17 protein-coding genes are annotated in these 16,842 nt (G+C 74.4%); 10 read left to right on the top strand and 7 right to left on the bottom strand.

Going from position 1 to position 16,842, the window contains the following annotated elements:
* The first annotated feature begins 89 nt into the window (after positions 1-89).
* From E1258_RS05715 to E1258_RS05760, 10 genes are read left to right on the top strand one after another with little or no spacing between them, the layout of a single operon-like run.
* On the top strand, positions 90-1,112 hold the full coding sequence (locus E1258_RS05715; protein WP_132397469.1) for a UbiA family prenyltransferase: 1,023 nt from the start codon (positions 90-92) through the stop codon (positions 1,110-1,112).
* A complete protein-coding gene (locus E1258_RS05720; protein WP_132397471.1) occupies positions 1,105-2,808 on the top strand; it encodes an AMP-binding protein in 1,704 nt (567 codons plus the stop codon). Before E1258_RS05715 ends, E1258_RS05720 begins: the two co-directional genes overlap by 8 nt.
* Positions 2,805-3,974, top strand: a complete 1,170-nt coding sequence (locus tag E1258_RS05725) for an acyl-CoA dehydrogenase family protein (protein WP_132397473.1) — start codon at positions 2,805-2,807, stop codon at positions 3,972-3,974. The genes E1258_RS05720 and E1258_RS05725 overlap by 4 nt, the downstream gene beginning before the upstream one ends.
* Entirely contained in the window at positions 3,971-5,068 is a 1,098-nt protein-coding gene (locus E1258_RS33095) for an SDR family oxidoreductase (RefSeq protein ID WP_165949653.1), read from the top strand. The genes E1258_RS05725 and E1258_RS33095 overlap by 4 nt, the downstream gene beginning before the upstream one ends.
* Entirely contained in the window at positions 5,065-6,054 is a 990-nt protein-coding gene (locus E1258_RS05735) for an SDR family oxidoreductase (protein WP_132397477.1), read from the top strand. The genes E1258_RS33095 and E1258_RS05735 overlap by 4 nt, the downstream gene beginning before the upstream one ends.
* On the top strand, positions 6,051-7,553 hold the full coding sequence (locus E1258_RS05740; RefSeq protein WP_132397479.1) for a PEP-utilizing enzyme: 1,503 nt from the start codon (positions 6,051-6,053) through the stop codon (positions 7,551-7,553). The genes E1258_RS05735 and E1258_RS05740 overlap by 4 nt, the downstream gene beginning before the upstream one ends.
* Positions 7,534-7,812: an acyl carrier protein gene (locus E1258_RS05745; RefSeq protein ID WP_165949654.1), complete on the top strand. Its 279-nt coding sequence runs from the start codon at positions 7,534-7,536 to the stop codon at positions 7,810-7,812. The genes E1258_RS05740 and E1258_RS05745 overlap by 20 nt, the downstream gene beginning before the upstream one ends.
* Positions 7,809-9,185, top strand: coding sequence for a PEP/pyruvate-binding domain-containing protein (locus E1258_RS05750; protein ID WP_132397483.1), 1,377 nt, complete (start codon positions 7,809-7,811; stop codon positions 9,183-9,185). The genes E1258_RS05745 and E1258_RS05750 overlap by 4 nt, the downstream gene beginning before the upstream one ends.
* Positions 9,178-9,747, top strand: coding sequence for a MarR family transcriptional regulator (locus tag E1258_RS05755; protein ID WP_132397485.1), 570 nt, complete (start codon positions 9,178-9,180; stop codon positions 9,745-9,747). The genes E1258_RS05750 and E1258_RS05755 overlap by 8 nt, the downstream gene beginning before the upstream one ends.
* A gap of 1 nt (position 9,748) precedes the next feature.
* Complete coding sequence (locus tag E1258_RS05760; protein WP_132397487.1) at positions 9,749-10,651, top strand: endonuclease/exonuclease/phosphatase family protein; 903 nt, start codon at positions 9,749-9,751, stop codon at positions 10,649-10,651.
* A gap of 7 nt (positions 10,652-10,658) precedes the next feature.
* Here E1258_RS05760 and E1258_RS05765 read toward each other — a convergent pair whose 3' ends face one another.
* The 7 genes from E1258_RS05765 to E1258_RS33100 all read right to left on the bottom strand — a co-directional run bounded on the left by E1258_RS05765 (position 10,659) and on the right by E1258_RS33100 (position 16,649).
* Positions 10,659-11,531, bottom strand: coding sequence for a cyclopropane-fatty-acyl-phospholipid synthase family protein (locus E1258_RS05765; protein WP_132397489.1), 873 nt, complete (start codon positions 11,529-11,531; stop codon positions 10,659-10,661).
* The gene (locus E1258_RS05770) at positions 11,528-11,776 is read right to left on the bottom strand and encodes an acyl carrier protein (protein ID WP_007071824.1); all 249 of its coding nucleotides are present in this window, start codon (positions 11,774-11,776) and stop codon (positions 11,528-11,530) included. Before E1258_RS05770 ends, E1258_RS05765 begins: the two co-directional genes overlap by 4 nt.
* Positions 11,777-11,800: 24 nt before the next feature.
* A complete protein-coding gene (locus tag E1258_RS05775; RefSeq protein ID WP_132397491.1) occupies positions 11,801-13,420 on the bottom strand; it encodes an AMP-binding protein in 1,620 nt (539 codons plus the stop codon).
* Position 13,421: 1 nt separating this feature from the next.
* Positions 13,422-14,339, bottom strand: coding sequence for an acyl-CoA desaturase (locus tag E1258_RS05780; RefSeq protein WP_132397493.1), 918 nt, complete (start codon positions 14,337-14,339; stop codon positions 13,422-13,424).
* 13 nt (positions 14,340-14,352) lie between these two features.
* Positions 14,353-15,213, bottom strand: coding sequence for an isocitrate lyase/phosphoenolpyruvate mutase family protein (locus E1258_RS05785; protein ID WP_165949655.1), 861 nt, complete (start codon positions 15,211-15,213; stop codon positions 14,353-14,355).
* A 129-nt stretch (positions 15,214-15,342) separates the two neighbouring features.
* Positions 15,343-16,443, bottom strand: coding sequence for a phosphonopyruvate decarboxylase (aepY, locus tag E1258_RS05790; RefSeq protein ID WP_132397495.1), 1,101 nt, complete (start codon positions 16,441-16,443; stop codon positions 15,343-15,345).
* 62 nt (positions 16,444-16,505) lie between these two features.
* Complete coding sequence (locus tag E1258_RS33100) at positions 16,506-16,649, bottom strand: hypothetical protein (protein WP_165949656.1); 144 nt, start codon at positions 16,647-16,649, stop codon at positions 16,506-16,508.
* Positions 16,650-16,842: the final 193 nt, after the last annotated feature.

Raw genomic sequence — 16,842 nt, forward strand, 5'->3', positions numbered from 1 at the left:
GGAGGGCATCGCCTATTCGATGGCCGAGATGAGCACGGTGAAGACGGTCGTCCTGCCCCGGGCGGCGACCACGAGACGAGGAAGCTGACATGGGGGTACGGCACGCGCTGTTGCGGGTCGAGGCGGCCTGGTGGATGTCGCGGACCTTCCTGTCCAACCTGGCCACGTGGGCCGCGCTGATCGGCTGGATCGCGGCCGATCCGCAGCTGCTCGGATGGCCGCGGATGATCGCGCTGGTGGTCGCGGTGGTCGCGCTCAACGGCGCGATGTTCGTGGTCAACGACATCCTGGACGCGGACGGCGACGCGGTCACCGCGCCCTACCTGCCGCTGCCCAGCGGGTTGCTGACACTGCGGCAGGCGTGGCTGGCGGCCGGCGCCGGGGTGTTGGTCGCGGCCGTCGGGCTGGTGCTCGCCGCCCGCACCACCGGGCGGCTGCTGACCGGTGCCGTGCTGCTGCTGGCCGGCATCGTGCTGTCCGCGGCATACTCCAAGGTCAAGGACTACGGCATCTGGGGTTCGCTGACCGTGGCGCTGCCGCAGAGCGTGCCAGCCGCCGTGGCGTGGGTGGTGGCCGGCGGTGGGCCGGTCGGCGAGGCGCTGCTGGTGCTGACGTACCTGTTGCTGGCCAGCGTCTCCAACAACGTGCTGGCCGCGCTGCGCGACGTGGAGAAGGACCCGGCGGCCGGCAACCGGACGCTCGCGGTGCGCATCGGCGCCCCGGGCGCGTTCCGGGTCGCCGCCCTGGCCGGCTTCGCCGCGCTGGTCCCGGTGGCCGTGCTCGCGGTCGCCCGGCCCGGCTGGTGGGGGCTCGGGTTCGCCGCCGCCGGCGCGGTGATCCACCTGCTCTGCTATTCGCGGCTGCTGCGCAACTTCGCCGAGCCCGGGCGCGACCGCGTCCAGCGCCTCGCCGACCAGCGGCTCTGGAAGCTCGGCGAGTACGTCAAGCACAGCTCAGTCGTCGCCGTGTTCCACCCGGTCGCCGGGCTCGTCTGCGGCGCGGTGCTCTACGCCTGCCTGCGCGGCGGATACCGGGTCTACCGGGCGCGCCTGGTCAGCGGCGCGATCCGCCGGTCGCTGGCCGGTCCGGTGCCGGTGGCCCCGCATGACTAGCCCCGGCGCCCGGGCCGGGCTGCTCGACTGGCTGGCCGATCCGCGCCCGGACCGGGGGCTGCGCTTCCTGCGGGCGGACGGCAGCGCCGACCGGGTGCCCTACCCGGAGCTGGCCCGGCGGGTGCGCGGACGCGCCGCCGAGCTGTCCGGGCTGGCCCCCGGCGAGCTGGTCGCGCTGATGCACGACACTGGCCCGGACTTCGTGAGCTCGTTCTTCGGCGTCCTGCACGCCGGCGGCACCCCCGCGCCGCTCTCGCCCGCGGTGCCCTTCGCCGACCGGGAGTCCTGGCTGGACCATGTGGCCCGGGCCGTCGCGGCGGGCGCCACCACCGCGGTCTGCGACGAGCGGTTCGCCGCGGACCTGCGGGCCGCGGCCGGCCGGGCCGGCCGGCCCTGCCGGATCGTCACGCCGGGCCCGGACGACGGGCTCGACCGGCCGGCGCCCCGCCGGGACCCCGCGTCGCTGGCCCTGCTCCAGTTCACCTCCGGCTCCCGCGGCGCCAGCCGGGCGACCCGGATCGGCTGGGACAACCTCGAGACCAACATCGCCATGATCCGCGACTGGATCCGGATGGGCGCCTCGCTCGGCGTGTCCTGGCTGCCGCTGCACCACGACATGGGGCTGATCGGCGGGCTGCTCGCCCCGGTCTTGGCCCAGGCCGACCAGGGGCTGATGCGTCCCGAGCAGTTCATCCGGTCGCCGCTGTCCTGGCTGCGGCAGTACCACGATGGCGGCGGCCAGGTGATGGCGATGCCCAACTTCGGCTTTGATTACCTGGCTCGCCGGCTACGCCCGGCGCACGTGGCCGGTCTCGACCTGTCCGGGGTGGACGTGGTGGTGACCGGCTCGGAACGGGTGCGCCGGGAGACGCTCGACGGATTCCTCGGTCTGCTCGCCCCGTGCGGGCTGCGCCCCTCGGCGATGCAGCCGGGCTACGGCCTGGCCGAGGCCACCCTCGGCGTGACCGGCGTGCCGTACGGCCGGCCGGTGCTGATGGTGGCCGTGCGGCCCGGCCCGGTCCGGCTCGGCCAGCCAGTGGAGGTCCTCGACGAGGCCGAGCTGGACGGGACGGCGGCCGAGCCGGCGGAGCACGTGTGGCACGTCAGTTGCGGGCCCCCGCTGGCCGGGGTGGCGGTGGACGTGCTGGACGCCGACGGCGTGCCGCTCCCCGAGGGTCACCTCGGGGAGATCGAGGTGTCCGGGCCGAGCGTGGCGCTCGGCTACCTCGGCGCTGCGCCGGACGGGTCGACCCGGTTCACCGGCGGGCGGCTGCGCACCGCGGACGCCGGGTTCCGGTACCGCGGCGACGTGTACGTCCTCGGCCGCATCGGCGACAGCATGCAGGTGCGGGGGCGCAACCTCTACGTCGAGGACATCGAGCAGGTGCTCGCCGAGGACATCGTGTTCCCGTGGCGGCGCACCGTGGTGCTGGCCGGGTACCTGGGCACCGAGGCGACCGTGCTGATCGCCACCGAGTCCGGCCTCGGCGGCCGGCAGCACGAGGTGCTGGACCGGGTCACCAGCATCGTCGGGCCGGACGTCACCGTCCGGGTGGTGCAGGTGCCGCCGTCCACGCTCGTGTTCACCTCCAGCGGCAAACCGCGCCGCCGGCTGATGTGGACCCGGGTGCTGGCCGGCGAGCTGACCGGCGACGTGCTGGCCGACAGCGGCGCCGCGGCGGAGGCGGTCCGATGAGCACGACGCAGGAGCTCAGCGACTTCCGCGAGCACGCCCGCACGGTGATCCGCGAGCGGATCGTGCCGCTGTTCGCCGAGGCCGAGCTCAGCGGCACCTTCCCCCGCGCGGCGTTCGCCGCCCTCGGCGCGGCCGGTCTCGTCCGGCAGCGCTGGCAGGGTGGACCGGGCGGCGACCCGGTCCGCAGCGTCATCCTCGCCGAGGAGCTGGCTCGTTCCGGTGCCGGCGGGGTGGCGATCGGCTGCACCCTGGCGATGGAGCCGATCGTCGCCGCGCTGCGCCGGCACGGCGGCAACCCGCAGCTCGACGACATCCTGGAGCAGGTCCTCGACGGCCGTCAGCTGGGCTGCATCGCGGCGTCCGAGCCGACCGGCGGCTCCGACCTGTCCGGCGTGCGGACCACCGCGCGCCGTGAGGGCGGCGGCTGGCGGATCCGCGGCGAGAAGAAGTTCGTCTCGCTCGGCCCGGTCGCCGACTTCGCCCTGGTCCTGGCGCGCACCGCCACCGAGGAGCACCCGGCGCCGCCGCAGCTGGGGCTGTTCTGCGTGCCGGCCTCCGGCATGCGGGTGATCAAGCCGTTGCGCCGGCTGGGCCTGTCGTCGCTGAGCACCGCCTGGATCGGCATCGACGCGTCGGTGCCGGCCACCGCGCTGCTCGGCCGGCCCGGACTGGGCCTGGTGGTCGCCACCCATGCCCTGACGTTCGAGCGGTTCGCCGCGGCGGCCCAGCTCGCCGGGCTCAGCCTGCGCGCGATCGAGCTGGCCACCGCGCACCTGCACCGCCGTACCCAGTTCGGCCGGCCGTTGCTGGAGCACCAGGCGTTACGGCTGCGGCTGGCCGATCTCGCCGCCCGGCTCACCGTGCTGCGGCACGGCGTCTACGGCGCCGCGGCCGGCGCGCCCGGCACACCCGCGCTCGGCGCCCGGGAGATCGCCGCCTTCAAGGTCACCGCCGCCCGCTTCGCCGAGGAGGTGGTCGGCGAGTGCATGCACATGTTCGGCGGGATGGGCTACCTGGAGGACGAGACACCGCTCGCCCGGATGTACCGCGACGTGCGCATGGCCCGGCTGGGCGGCGGCAGCGACGAGGTGATGTGGGAGCTGGTGGCCGGCGGGCTGACCCCGGACTTCGCGGCGTACGACGCGGACGTGGCGGTGACCCCGTGAGGCTTCTCGTGGCCGGCCTGACCGGTCAGCTCGGCGCCGGGCTGCGGGCGCTGGCCGCGGACGACCACGATCTCCGGCTGGTCGCCGTCCGGCGTCCCGGCTCGCCCCGCGCGCTCGGCCCCGGCGAGGCCGAGGAGGTGGTCGTCGGGGACGTCCGCCGGCCGATGTGGGGCCTGGACCCCGCAGCGCTGACCGGGGTGGACGCCGTGGTCAACCTGGCCGCCGAGACGAACTGGGTGGCGAGTTCCCGCGATTTGTACGCGGTCAACGCCCTCGGCGCGGCGCACGGCCACCAGCTCACCCGGGAACTCGCCGGGCGGGGCGGCCGCGTCATTCCGTACGTGCACGCCGGATCGGTCTACGTGGCCGGCGGCGCGGTGGGGGAGATCGCCGAGCGGCCCGTCCCGCCGGCCGGCGACCGCACCGCGTACGAACGCTCGAAGTGGCTGGCAGAGCAGCGGCTGCTCAGCGCCGCGGCCGACCCGGGCGGCCCGGCGCCGGTGCTGATCGCCCGGATGCCCGCCCTGGTCGGCGACTCGGGGACCGGCCGGACGCTGCGCCGCAACTCGCTCTACCTGCTGGCCGACCGGTGGAGCGACCTGCCTGGCAACGTGCTCCCGGCGATGCGCGACGCCAGGGTCGACGCGCTGCCCCGCGACGTGGCCGCCGGCACGCTGCTACGGCTGGTGCGCGCGGTCGTGCGCCGCCCGCCGTCCGGGCCGGTAATCTGCCACGCCGGCCTGGGCGAGACCGCGCCCAGCCTGCGCGGGCTGCTGGCGGCGGCCCGGACCGCCGGGGCGCAGCGGCACCGCGGTGAGCCGCGCCTGGTGACCGTCGGCGCGCGGGCGCTGCTGTGGAGCTCGCTCAACGCCGAGCGGGTGCTGCCCCTCGGCCCGTCGGCGCGCAACGCCCTGATCGGGCTGCGCTACATCGGCCTGGACCGGGTGTTCAGCCGGCCGGTGCTGGCCGACCTGCTCGGCGAGGACCTGCCCGCGGTGGGCGTGGACGTGCTGGCCCGCCTCATCTTCGGCGCCGCGCCCAACCTGCGGGACGACCCGGCCGGCAACGGATCGATGGCGAGGTTCCCCGGATGACGGTGCTGGTGGCAGGTGGGTCCGGATACCTCGGCGCGGAGGTGTGCGCCGCGCTGGAGGCGGCCGGCGAGCAGGTCGTGGCGTTGTCCCGGACCGGGGCTGCGCCGGCCGGCAAGGGACTCGCCGGGGACGTGTCCCGGCACCGCTTCGGTCTCGCCGAGCGCGACTGGGCGATGCTGCTGGCCGAGACCACCCACGTGGTCAGCGCGTTCGGCAGCGTCGACTGGGGCGCCGGCCCGGACGACGCGGTGAACCTGCACGCCGCGGGCGTCCGCAACGTGCTGGCGTTCGCCCGGCAGGCCGGGGCCCTGGCCGGGCTGGTGCACGTCTCGTCCCTGCTGGTGTTCGGCCGGGCCGACGGCCGGGTGGGCAACCGCGAACTCTATGTCGGCCAAACCTTCCGCAACTGGTACGAGTACGGCAAATACTACGCCGAGACGCTGGTCCGCGAGGCCACCGACGTGCCGTCGACCGTGCTGCGCTTCGGCCCGCTGCTCGGCTGCGGCCGTACCCGCCCCGGGCTGGACGGCCGGGCCGGTCTGCTGGCCGCGGTGCCCTGCCTGTTGCAGGGCTACCCGGTGCACCTGGCGCGGCGCGGCGACTTCCCGTCGTACGCCGGTGAGGTGACCACGGCGGCGGAGCTGGTCGTGCGGGCCGTGCGGGAGCCCGCCACCGGGCGCACCTGGACCTGGTTCGACCCGGCCGAGCCGTCGGTCGCCGAGGTGTTCACCGGGGTCTGCCGGCCCTGGCGGCGGCTGCCCCGGATCGTCGACGCCGGCCCGGTCAGGGTCGCGCAGCGCTGGCTGGGGCCGCGGGTGGGGCTGCCCCGGCCGCTGCTGGACTACACCGAGCCCTGGTTCGACGTGGACCGCGGCGTGCTGGCCGAGCTGCCCGGCGGCGCGCCGGCCTGCCCGCCCGGATATCTGGAGGCCACCGGTGAGGCGCTCACCCACCACAGCTCCCGGCTGACCGGAGGGATGCGATGAGAACCGGCTTCCCCGCGATCGACGTCGACCCGCACCCGGACTTCCGGATCTACTCGGCCGGCAACCTCGGCGAGGTCGCCCCACAACGGCTGTCCCCGATGTCGTGGTCGCTGGTGGGCACCCCGATGGAGCGGGGCACCCGCCGCCTGGTCCGCCAGGTGTGGGGCACGGTGCCGTGGGCCGAGGGCAGCCACTACGTCTTCCTCGGCTACTTCGGCTGCCGGCCGTACCACAACCTCTCCGCCTACTCCCACCTCGCCGGCCAGTTCCCGCGGGTCAGCCCGCGCGACGTCACCGAGGCGTACTTCGAGGGCGTGGAGCCGCCGCCGGTGCGCTCGCACGGCCGGGAGGGCGCGATGCGTCGGTACGCGGCGATCCCCCGGATGCTGCGCGTCTGGGGCCGGCTCAACCAGACGATCAACCGCCTGGAGGAGGAGGTCACGGTCCTGGAGGACCTGGCCCGCCGGGCGGTCGGCCGGGGCAGCGAGGCGGGCATGTACGAGGTGCTGCTGCGCGCCGAGCCGATGCTGGCCGACGGGTGGGCCGCGCACATCGTCACCACGAGCTGCGTCGTGCCGATGACCGTCGCGCAGCGCGAGCTGCACCGGCGGGTGCCCGGGGCGGGCGGCGTCGAGGCGTGGCTGAACCGGCCCCGCGAGCTGGTCTGGAGTCGGATGTACGACGCCGTCGGCACGCCCGGCGACTTCGCGCCCGGCGAGTTCCTCGGCTCGTCGTTCTACGAGGTGGCCGACGCGGACGACCCGTGGCAGCGGTTCGTGGTGCGGCACTCGTCCCCGGCGACCGGCGCCGGGGCCCGCCCGGACGGCGTGCTGGAGCTGGACGAGGCGCTGTGGGGCATGCTGCCGCCGGTCCGGCGTCGGCTGGTGCAGGGCACGGCGCGAATGATCGGCGACATGATGGCCGCCCGGGAGCACTCCAAGTCGGTGGTCATGCGCCTGCTGCACCTGCACCGGCGGATCCTGCCGGAGCTGGCCGCCGCGTGGCGCCTGCCCGGGGGCCGCTGGCCGTACCTGACCATCGAGGAGTTCCGGCGGGCGCACCGCGAGCCGGGTCTGCTCGAGCACGCCGAGCAGCGCCGCGAGGAGTGCCTGCGGGCGGTGGACGCGCCGATGCCCGAGCACCTCGATCTCACCGGCGCGGTCGGTGTGCCCTGGGGCGCCGAGGCCCGCCGGCTGGCCCGCGGGGTCTCACCCGGCCGGGTCACCGGGGTGGTCGTCACCTCCGCCGACGACCCGCCGGAGGACGGCCCGTGCGTGCTGGTCTGCGCCTCCGCGGACGCGGACGTGGCGCCGCTGCTCGGGTTCGTCGACGGGGTGCTGACCGAGCGCGGCAGCGAGATGTCGCACATCGCGATCCTGGCCCGCGAGCACCGTATCCCGGCGGTCGTCGGCTACGCGGACGCCGCCGCGCTCCGGACCGGGGACATGATCACCATCGATGGGAGAAGTGGGGACGTGCATGTCGAACCCGCAGGTTGAGTCACGCGCGCCGGGCGCCGGCGAGTTCCTGACCGTGCTGGAGGACGCCTACCTCCAGGCCAAGCGCATGCGGCGCAGCATCCGGATGGACGACTCGCTCGCCCACGGGCTGGGCCTGGACTCGCTGGCCGCGATCGAGATGCTGCTGGTGGTGGAACAGCACTACGGCATCGAGCTGGTTGACACCGACGAGGCCACCCGCACCGAGACCGTCGCCGACCTGTACCGGCTGGTCACCCGCCTGATCGGGGCGCGGTGACCGCGCCGCTGCACCGGTTCCCGGACGGTCCCGGACCGGTTCTCGGATCTGCGCCAGACCCGGCGCTGCTCGGCGGCAAGGGCGCCGGGCTGGTCCGGATGGCCCGCCTCGGGCTGCCGGTGCCACCGGGCTTCGTGCTGACCACCGCGGCGGTACGCGGCCACCGCGCCGGCCGGCTGTCCCCGGCGCTGCGCGCGCCTGTCCGGGCCGAGGTCGAGGAGTTGGCCCGGCGCGCCGGGCGCGGCTTCGGCGCGGGCCCGGACCCGCTCACCGTCTCGGTGCGCTCCGGCGCGCCGGAGTCCATGCCCGGCATGCTCGACACCGTCCTCGACGTCGGCCGCTCCGGCGGAGAGCAGGCGTGGCACGACCTGGACGCGGCGATCGGGGCGGTGCTGCGCTCCTGGGGCAGCGAGCGTGCCGTCGCCTACCGCCGCAGGCGCGGCCTCGACGACGCCTCCGGCACCGCCGTGGTGGTGCAGGCCATGGTGGACGGGCGTGCCGCCGGCCTGTCCGGCACCGGCGTGCTGTTCACCCGCGACCCGGCGACCGGGGCGCCGGGCCCCACCGGGGAGTACCTGGCCGCCGCCCGCGGCCCCGACCTGGTCGACGGCGTCCGGACGCCGGAGCCGCTGGGCGCCCTGGCCCGGACCGCACCCGGCCGGTACGCCGAGCTGACCGCGGCGGCCGACCGGCTCGAACGCGAGCTGACCGACATGTGCGAGATCGAGTTCACCGTGGAACGCGGCGTGCTGTGGCTGCTTCAGGTACGCCCGGGCAAGCGCACCCCGCGGGCGGCCCGGCGGATCGCGGTCGACCTGGCCCACGAGGGGCGGATCAACCGCGCCGAGGCGGCCCGCCGCGCGGCCGGCCACGAGGGGGCCGGCGCGTGGCGCACGATCGCCGCGACGCCGGCTGACCGGGTGCTCTGCCGTGGCCTGGCCGGGTCACCGGGCGCCGCGACCGGCCGCATCGCGCTGGACGCGACCGCCGTCGAGCAGCTCACCGGCCGGGGCGAGCCGGTCATCCTGGTCCGTCCGTTCACCGAGGCGGCGGACCTCCCGGCGATGCTGCTGGCGGCCGGCGTGCTGACCGCGGCCGGCGGGGTCACCAGCCACGCCGCGGTGGTCGCCCGGGAGCTGGGCGTCCCGTGCGTGTGCGGCGCCACGGGGCTGGAGATCGACCTGACCGCCCGGCGGGTGCGGATGGGCGGCCGCGAGCTGGCCGAGGGCACCGAGATCAGCATCGACGGCGCCGCCGGGACGGTCACCGCCGGCCGGCCCGCGACCACCGCCGACGCCGGCAACGACACCGACGACCACCTGCGCCGGCTGCTGGACGGCTGGGCCACCGCCGGACGGAGCATCCATGCGTAGGGACCTGTTGCAGACCGTGGTGGTCAAGGGCATCGCGGAGACCAGCGCGGTCGCCGACGCGGCCGACGTGCCGGTCGCCGACGCCGAGGGCGTGCTGGCCGACCTCGCCGCGGCCGGGCTGATCCGGTGCCGCACCGGCCGGCTGGCCGGCTGGACCCCGACCGCCGAGGGCCGCGCCCAGCTGGTCCGGCTCGTCCGGGCGGACCCCACGTCCCGTCCGCCGGACACGGTGCACCGGGACTTCGTCGCGGTGAACGCCGACTTCAAGCAGGTGTGCACCGAGTGGCAGCGGACGCGGCCGGACGTCACCGCCGAGCTCACCGACCGGCTGACCGGGGTGCACGACCGGGTGCGACCGGTCATCGACGCCTGCGCCGTCGTCCAGCCCCGGTTCGCCGCGTACCGGCGCCGGTTGGACACCGCTCTGCGCCGGTTCACCGGCGGCGACCCCGACGCGCTGACCGGCGTCCGCCAGGGCAGCTACCACGGCGTGTGGATGGAGCTGCACGCCGATCTGCTCACCAGCCTCGACCGCCCGCGCACCGCCCAGGACGGAGCCTGACATGACCACCGGACTCAGCGTCGCCACCTACAACCTCTACCAGGGCGCCGGGACCATCCCGGCGTACGCCGCGCCTTCGCTGCCCGCGATGGCCGTCGAGCTGCGGCGGGCGTTTGCCACGATGGAGGCGTCCGGGTTCCCGGAGCGGGCTGCGGCGATCGCCGGCGAGCTGGCCGCGCACCGGCCGGAGCTGGTCGGCATCCAGGAGGTGGCTTACTGGCGGTGCGGCGACCGGGTGTACGACTTCCTGGAGATCCTGCGGACCGAGCTGGCCGCGGCCGGGGCGCCGTACCGGACCGCGGCGACCGCGATCACCACCCCGCTGGCCGCGCACACCGACGGTGACGTCGCCGGAGTGACCGACCGGGTGGCGCTGCTCGTGCGCGCCGACCTTTCGGTCGGCGCGGCCGGTGAGCAGATCTACCGGACCCGGATCGAGATGCCGGTGCCATCCGGTCTGGTGGCGATCAAGACCCGCGGCTTCGCCTGGGCTGACGTCCGGGTCGGGGACCGTCCGCTGCGGGTGGTCTCCACCCACTTCGAGGCGTTCGACCCGGACATCCGGCTGGCCCAGGTCGGCGAACTGATCGACGTGCTGGACGCGGCCGGGGTCCCGGCGATCGTGCTGGGCGACTTCAACGCCGTCCCCGACGACGAGCCGTACCGCCTGCTGCGCAAGCACGGTTTCCGGGACGCGTGGACCGAGGCGAACGGGGACGCGGACGGCTTCACCGGGGTGCGCGCGGACATCGCCGGGCCGTCGGACGTGTGGCAGCGGCTCGACTACGTGATGCACCGGGGGACCGAGCTGACCGCCGGCGCGGTGACGCTGCTCGGCGTCGGCCGGCTGCCGTCCGGCCGGTGGCCCTCCGACCACGCCGGCCTGGTCGCGGCGTTCGCCTGACCGGGGCTCAGACCGCCTCGAAGACGATCCGGGCCAGCCCGAGGTGCCGGCGACGGAAGTGCTGGACGGTCGACGACAGGTACCGCTCGTATTCGGCCGTCCGGTCCTCGCCGACCAGCTCCACCGCGCGGTCGCGCTGCCCGGTGAGCCGGTCCAGCCAGGCGGCGCAGGTGCGGGCGTAGTCGTCCGGGTCGTTGCGGACCGACACCACGTCGAACCGGCCAGCCGCCGCGACGATCACCTCGTCGAGGGCCGGCAGCACCGACTCCGGGAAGATCGAGTCGACGATGAACAGCATGTCCCGGACGGTCCGGCGGTCCAGCCGCTGATTGTTGCCCTTGATGTTGGTCTGCACGCCGAGCCGGCCACCAGCGGGCAGCCAGCCGCGGCAGCGCTCGAAGAACGCGCGGTACGCGGTGAGCCGCTCCGCGGGGGTCATGCCGTACCGGGCGAAGTGCTCGAAGGCGCCCAGCGAGATGATCGCGTCGTACCGCTCGCCCGGCTCGTGCGTGGCCCAGTTCTCCACCCGGACGTCGGTGCGCGGCGCCGGGTGCTGCTGGCACCACCGGGCCTGGGCCGGGCTCAGGGTCAGCCCGGTCGCCCGCGCCACGCCGTGCCGGTCCACCAGGTGCCGGACGAGCGTGCCCCATCCGCAGCCGACGTCGAGCACCCGGCGGGTGCCGGCCGCCCGGGTCTGCTCGACGAAGTAGTCGAGCTTGCGCGTCTGTGCCCGGGTGAGGCCGTCTCCGGCCGCGTCGGCCCATCGGGCACAGCTGTAGACCATCGACTCGCCCAGCCACAGCGCGTAGAAGTCGTTGGACAGGTCGTAGTGGTGCCCGATCGCCGCGGGGGAGGCGCCGGCGTACGCGGCCGTGCTCATGCCCGCTGCTCCGCCGCCGCGTTGGCCAGCGCCACCAGGTCGCCGACCGTGCGCACGTTGGCGGCCTGCGCCGGGTCGAGCACGATGTCCAGGCTATCCTCCAGGCCGTACACCAGATCGGCGATCTCCAGGCTGGACAGTCCCAGCTCGGACAGATCCGAGTCCGCGGTGAGGACCAGGTCGCCGCCCCGGCGGCGGGCCGCCTTGCGGATCCGGGCGGATATCTCGTCGAACGTGATGATCATGGCGGGGCCTTTCCGGGAAGAGGGTCAGTCGGAGAGCACGACGTGGGCCAGCGGCTCCAGGGCGTGCTGGTGCAGGAGCTGGCGGCAGCGGAACCGCTGGATCTTGCCGCTCGGGGTCTTGGGCAGCGTGCCCTTGGGTACGAACACGCACCGGTCGAGCGTCACCCCGGCCCGGGTCAGCACGACCCGGGCGGCCTGCTCGGCGAAGGCGCGGTGGTCGGCGTCGCGGCGGCGCAGCTCGGCGAGCACGACCAGCTCGCGATACCCGTCCGCCGGGACGTCGAGCAGCACGACGCAGCCCTTGCGCACCGCCGGGTGGTCGTCGATGCGGGCCTCGATCTCGTGGGCGTGCACGTTGCGGCCGGCGACGGTGAGCACGTCGTCGCCGCGGCCCACCACGTACAGCTCGCCGTCGCGCAGGAACCCGAGGTCGCCGGTGCGCAGCCCGTCCGGGGTGAACGTCGCCCGGGTGCGCTCCTCGTCGGCGAAGTATCCGGAGGCCAAGCTGGGCGACGACACCCGGATCGGGGAGAGCCGGCCGGGCTCCTCGACGTCCACCGTGACGCCACGGCACGGCGGCCCGGTGGACACCACCGGCACCGCCACCGGATCGTCCGGCGCCACGTCGGCCAGCTCACCACCGGCCAGCGCGAGCCCGTCCACGGTGACCACGGCGGGCGCGCGCGCCCGGCAGGCGGTGACCGCCAGCGTCGCCTCGGCCAGCCCGTACGCGGGTCGCATGACGTCGGCCGCCAGCCCGTGCGGCCCGAACGTCCGCACCGCCTGCTGCAGGGTCGTGACGTCCACCCGCTCGGCGCCCACGATGCACGTCCTCAGCCGCAACGGGCCGGGCAGCGGCGCCGAGCGCTGCATCCGGGTGGCCAGGTAGAGCGCGGTGTTCGTGCCCGCGGTCATGGTCACGCCGTGCTCGGCCATGTCGCCGAACCAGGTGCGCGGCCCGAGTGTGAACCGCTCCGGTGAGGACAGCACCAGGTGGTAGTCGTATGCCCAGCTCACCAGCAGGCAGCCGAACATGCCCATGTCGTGCGAGAGCGGCAGCCAGGACGACACCACCTCGTGCCCCGGCCGGCCGCCGGTGAAGTCCACGATCAGCTCGAGCTGGGCCGCGATAGCCCGGGCGGTGAGCACGCAGCCCTTGGGCGCGCTGGTGCTGCCCGAGGAGAACTGGATGTACGCGGGTTCGTCGTCACCGGGCGGCTCCCGGCCGGTCCACCCGCCGCCGTCGCCGCGCAGCGACTGCCACGAGCGCGACCGCGGCACCGCCGGCAGCAGGTCCAGCAGCCGTTCGTCGGCCAGTATCAGCGGCGCGTCCAGCCGGCCGACCAGGTCCGCGACGTCCCGGGCGTACGCCCGCCGGTCCATCCCCGGCGCCGGCACCGGCAGCGAGGCGACCGTGCCGCCGGCCAGCCAGATGCCCAGCAGGCCGGGCACCGCGGCCGGGGTGTTGGTCAGCAGCGCGGCCACGGTGCGCCCCGGGTGCACGCCGGCGCGGCGCAGCCCGGCGGCGACACCGGCCGCCTCGGTGGCGACCTCGCCCCATGTCATCTCGGCGAAGCCGCTCCCGGTCCAGGCCCGCAGCCGGCCGTGACCCGTCCGGCGGGTCAGCGCCTCCCAGAGCTCCATGTCAGTCGACCGGGGATTCGCCGACCAGGCTGAGGCCGCGCTCACGCAGCGCCAGCCGGCGCGGATCGACGCGGACCACGTCCCGGGCCAGGTGCAGCCGTTCCAGCAGCAGGATCAGGCCGCCGGCCGGGTCCAGCTCCCACCAGTGCAGCCCGTGCCGGGCCGACTTGGGGAACGCGTGGTGGTTGTTGTGCCACGCCTCGCCGAACGAGGGCAGCGCCAGCCAGATGACGTTGCGCGACTCGTCGATGGTGGCGAAGCGCCGCCGGCCGAAGTAGTGGCAAATTGAGTTCACCGCGTACGCCATGTGGTTGACCAGGAAGAGCCGGACCAGCCCGCCCCACAGCGCCCCGGTCAGGGCGCCGGTCGCGGTGCCGGTGATGAGCAGGCCGAGCAGGCCGGGCAGCAGCACGCCGGCCAGCACGATGGGCAGGAACCAGGCGCTGATCCGGCGCATCGCCCGCTCCCGCACCAGGTCCGGGCAGTACCGCATCGGGTCGGAGGTCAGCTCCGGGTCGAGCTGCCAGCCGAGATGGGCGTGCCACAGGTTCTTCAGCGCGCCGCGCAGGCCGGTGCCGTCGCCCAGGTGCGGGCTGTGCGGGTCGCCCTCCTTGTCGGCGACCCGGTGGTGGCGCCGGTGGTGGGCCACCCAGGTGATCGGCGGGCCCTGTCCCGACATGGCGCCGGCCACGGTCAGCGCGAGCCGGATCGGCTGCGACGTCTTGAACGAGCCGTGGGTGAGCAGGCGGTGGTAGCCGGTCGTCACCCCGAAGGCGCAGATGACGTACATGATCGCGAAGACGAGCACGTCGGACCAGCGGAGCAGCCGGCCCCACAGGAAGACCATGGCGGCCAGCACCGCGATGGGCGGGACCAGTGACGTGCCCAGGATGAAGAGGCGTTGCTGTCTGCCGTTCATGTCGACCGCCGTTTCAGGGCTGGAGGTGCTGCCACTCCTCGAGGCGTTGCAACCGGAAGACGTCCCCCACCGATGCGATGTCCGCGGTCAGGTGGTCGGCGGCGCCCAGGTCGTGGATGGAGCCGTAGGTCCGGCGCAGCGCGCTGATCATCGCCCGCAAACCCTGGTTGGCGTAGATGACCACGTTCACGCCGGCCTTCGCCGCGTCGTCGGCGTGCCAGTCCGGGTACGTGGTGGGCACCACCACGACCGGCAACCGGCGCTGCCAGCGGTCCAGGAACTCCAGGATCTCGGCGTTGCTGGGCTGCCGGGAGTGGATGAGCACGGCGTCAGCACCGGCGTCGGCGTACCGGTGGCAGCGCGCGATCGCCTCGTCCACGCCCCGGCCGCAGATCAGCGCCTCGGTTCGGGCGATCAAATAGGACCGCAGGTCCGACCGGGCCCGCCGGGCGACCTCGATCTTGCCGGCGAAGACCTCCGCTTCGATCAGCTCCTGATTGGTGCCGGCGAAGCTGTTCATCTTCGGATAGACCTTGTCCTCGATGCAGATCGCGCTGATGCCGGCCCGTTCGTACTCGTGCACCATGTGGGCCACGTTCATGTTGTTGCCATAGCCGGTGTCGCAGTCGGCGATCACCGGAATCCCGGCGACCTTCTGCACGTCGGCGGCGGCCTGCAGGTACTCGGTCATGGTGAGCAGGCTGGCGTCGGGCAGCCCACGCACCGCGGAGATCTCGAAGCTGGACGCCCACAGCGCCGGGAAACCGGCCTCCTGCGCGAGCAGTCCACCTAGCGCGGAATGGACCCCGGCGACCTTCACCAGGCCGGAGTCGGCCAGTGTCTCCCGGAATGATGGATACGTCGTTCGCTGCATTCATCCCCCGAGTTTCTCGATAAGCGGGCCGACTTCTGGGACGCTACTCCGGTGCTAATGGCGGAAGAAGATGTCGTGACGATTTAGGTCCACAATTGCAGGAAGATGTTCCGGTATTGACAGCCGTGATCAGTCCGGTTCCGCCACCGCCGCGCGGAACCGTGCCGCGAGCTCCGGCGGCGTGCCCAGCCGGGTGACGCGCGGCGGCGTGGTGGCACGGTCCGCGCCGATGTGCACGACCACCAGGTGCGGCCCGTCCTGCGCCGCGATCGCCCGCAGCGTGCCGCGGACGGCGTCGCCGTCGGAGCACTCAGCGACGGTCCGGTAGCCGAGCCCGCGGCCGAGATCGGTCCAACGCATCGACGCCGACGTGGTGCGCTGCGCGCCGGTCGACTCGTAGCTGTGGTTGTCCAGGACGACGTGCAGCAGGTTCGGCGGTGCGTACGCCCCGACGGTCGCCGCGGTGCCCAGGTGCATGAGCGCGGCGCCGTCGCCGTCGAGCACGATCACCCGCCGGCGCGGCTCGTGCAACGCCGTGCCCAGTCCGAGGGCGAGGGCGTGGCCCATGGAGCCGGCGACGTAGAAGTTCAGCGGGCGGTCGGCCAGCCCGCTGAGCTCGCGGCTGATGAACCCGGTGGTGGCGTAGACGATGTCGTGCTCGACGTGCGGTAGGAGCGCTGCCAGCGCCTCGCGCCGCCGGAACGCCGGCTCGGGGCCGGGCTCACCGGGCGCCTCGCCCACCGACCCCTTGGGCACCAGGATCCACGCCGCCCGGCCCTGCTGGCGGGCGTTGTCGGCGCGGTCTAGCAGGTCACGCAGGCTGTCCACCGTGGGCCGCAGCGTCCAGTGCGGCACACCGAGGACGTCGAGCAGGGCGTGCCCGGTGCGGCCCATGACGGCGTGCTGCGGCTCGTCGCCGTCCGGATCGGGCCAGCCGCGCAAACTCATGAAGACCAGCACCGGCACGGCGAACACGTCGAGCAGCGAGGTGAGCGGGTTGACCAGGTTGCCGAACCCGGAGTTCTGCACCAGCACCGCGCTGCGGACTCCGCGCAACTCGGCGCCCGCCGCCATGGCCAGCGCGGCGCCCTCGTTCGCGGCGGCGACGTACCCCGACGGCTGCCGTTCCAGCAGCGCGATCGGCCCGTTGAAGTAGGAGCACGGCACGCCGGTGACGAATCCGACCCGGCGCCGGCGCAGTTCCCCGCAGAATTCCCCGGCCGAGATCATGGGCCGCGACGATACCGACCCGGCCGGCCGCGCGCTGTCCCGCACGGCCGGCCGAGAGCCGGTCAGAAGCCGAGGGCGGCGGCGCCACCGACAACCGGGAACTGGATGGTGTTGGCCGAGAGGTCGACGGTGACCTGGGCGCGGTTCGTGCCCGGCCGGGGGTCCAGAACGGGTCGCTGCCGGCGACCACCACGCCGATGCGGCACTCGGCCGTCTCCCGCAGCGGGCGTCGTCGGCCGGCGTCGCCGCGCCCCAGCAGTCTCCGTTTGCTCGTCGGCAACCCACCGGGTGCTTGTGCACAACCAAGGTGACACACGAAGCCTGGCCACATCTATCTCTGGCGGGCGGTTGCTGGCGCCGAATACGCAGACATCTCGAAGAACCGCGCTTGGAATAGCC

Origin of the sequence: Micromonospora sp. KC207 (assembly GCF_004348615.1) — a bacterium.
GTDB lineage: Bacteria > Actinomycetota > Actinomycetes > Mycobacteriales > Micromonosporaceae > Micromonospora.

Coding starts and splice junctions, on each gene's coding strand:
- E1258_RS05715 (WP_132397469.1), top strand. CDS start 90: ATGGGGGTACGGCACGCGCTGTTGCGGGTCGAGGCGGCCTGGTGGATG.
- E1258_RS05720 (WP_132397471.1), top strand. CDS start 1,105: ATGACTAGCCCCGGCGCCCGGGCCGGGCTGCTCGACTGGCTGGCCGAT.
- E1258_RS05725 (WP_132397473.1), top strand. CDS start 2,805: ATGAGCACGACGCAGGAGCTCAGCGACTTCCGCGAGCACGCCCGCACG.
- E1258_RS05735 (WP_132397477.1), top strand. CDS start 5,065: ATGACGGTGCTGGTGGCAGGTGGGTCCGGATACCTCGGCGCGGAGGTG.
- E1258_RS05740 (WP_132397479.1), top strand. CDS start 6,051: ATGAGAACCGGCTTCCCCGCGATCGACGTCGACCCGCACCCGGACTTC.
- E1258_RS05745 (WP_165949654.1), top strand. CDS start 7,534: ATGTCGAACCCGCAGGTTGAGTCACGCGCGCCGGGCGCCGGCGAGTTC.
- E1258_RS05755 (WP_132397485.1), top strand. CDS start 9,178: ATGCGTAGGGACCTGTTGCAGACCGTGGTGGTCAAGGGCATCGCGGAG.
- E1258_RS05760 (WP_132397487.1), top strand. CDS start 9,749: ATGACCACCGGACTCAGCGTCGCCACCTACAACCTCTACCAGGGCGCC.
- E1258_RS05765 (WP_132397489.1), bottom strand. CDS start 11,531: ATGAGCACGGCCGCGTACGCCGGCGCCTCCCCCGCGGCGATCGGGCAC.
- E1258_RS05770 (WP_007071824.1), bottom strand. CDS start 11,776: ATGATCATCACGTTCGACGAGATATCCGCCCGGATCCGCAAGGCGGCC.
- E1258_RS05775 (WP_132397491.1), bottom strand. CDS start 13,420: ATGGAGCTCTGGGAGGCGCTGACCCGCCGGACGGGTCACGGCCGGCTG.
- E1258_RS05780 (WP_132397493.1), bottom strand. CDS start 14,339: ATGAACGGCAGACAGCAACGCCTCTTCATCCTGGGCACGTCACTGGTC.
- E1258_RS05785 (WP_165949655.1), bottom strand. CDS start 15,213: ATGCAGCGAACGACGTATCCATCATTCCGGGAGACACTGGCCGACTCC.
- aepY (WP_132397495.1), bottom strand. CDS start 16,443: ATGATCTCGGCCGGGGAATTCTGCGGGGAACTGCGCCGGCGCCGGGTC.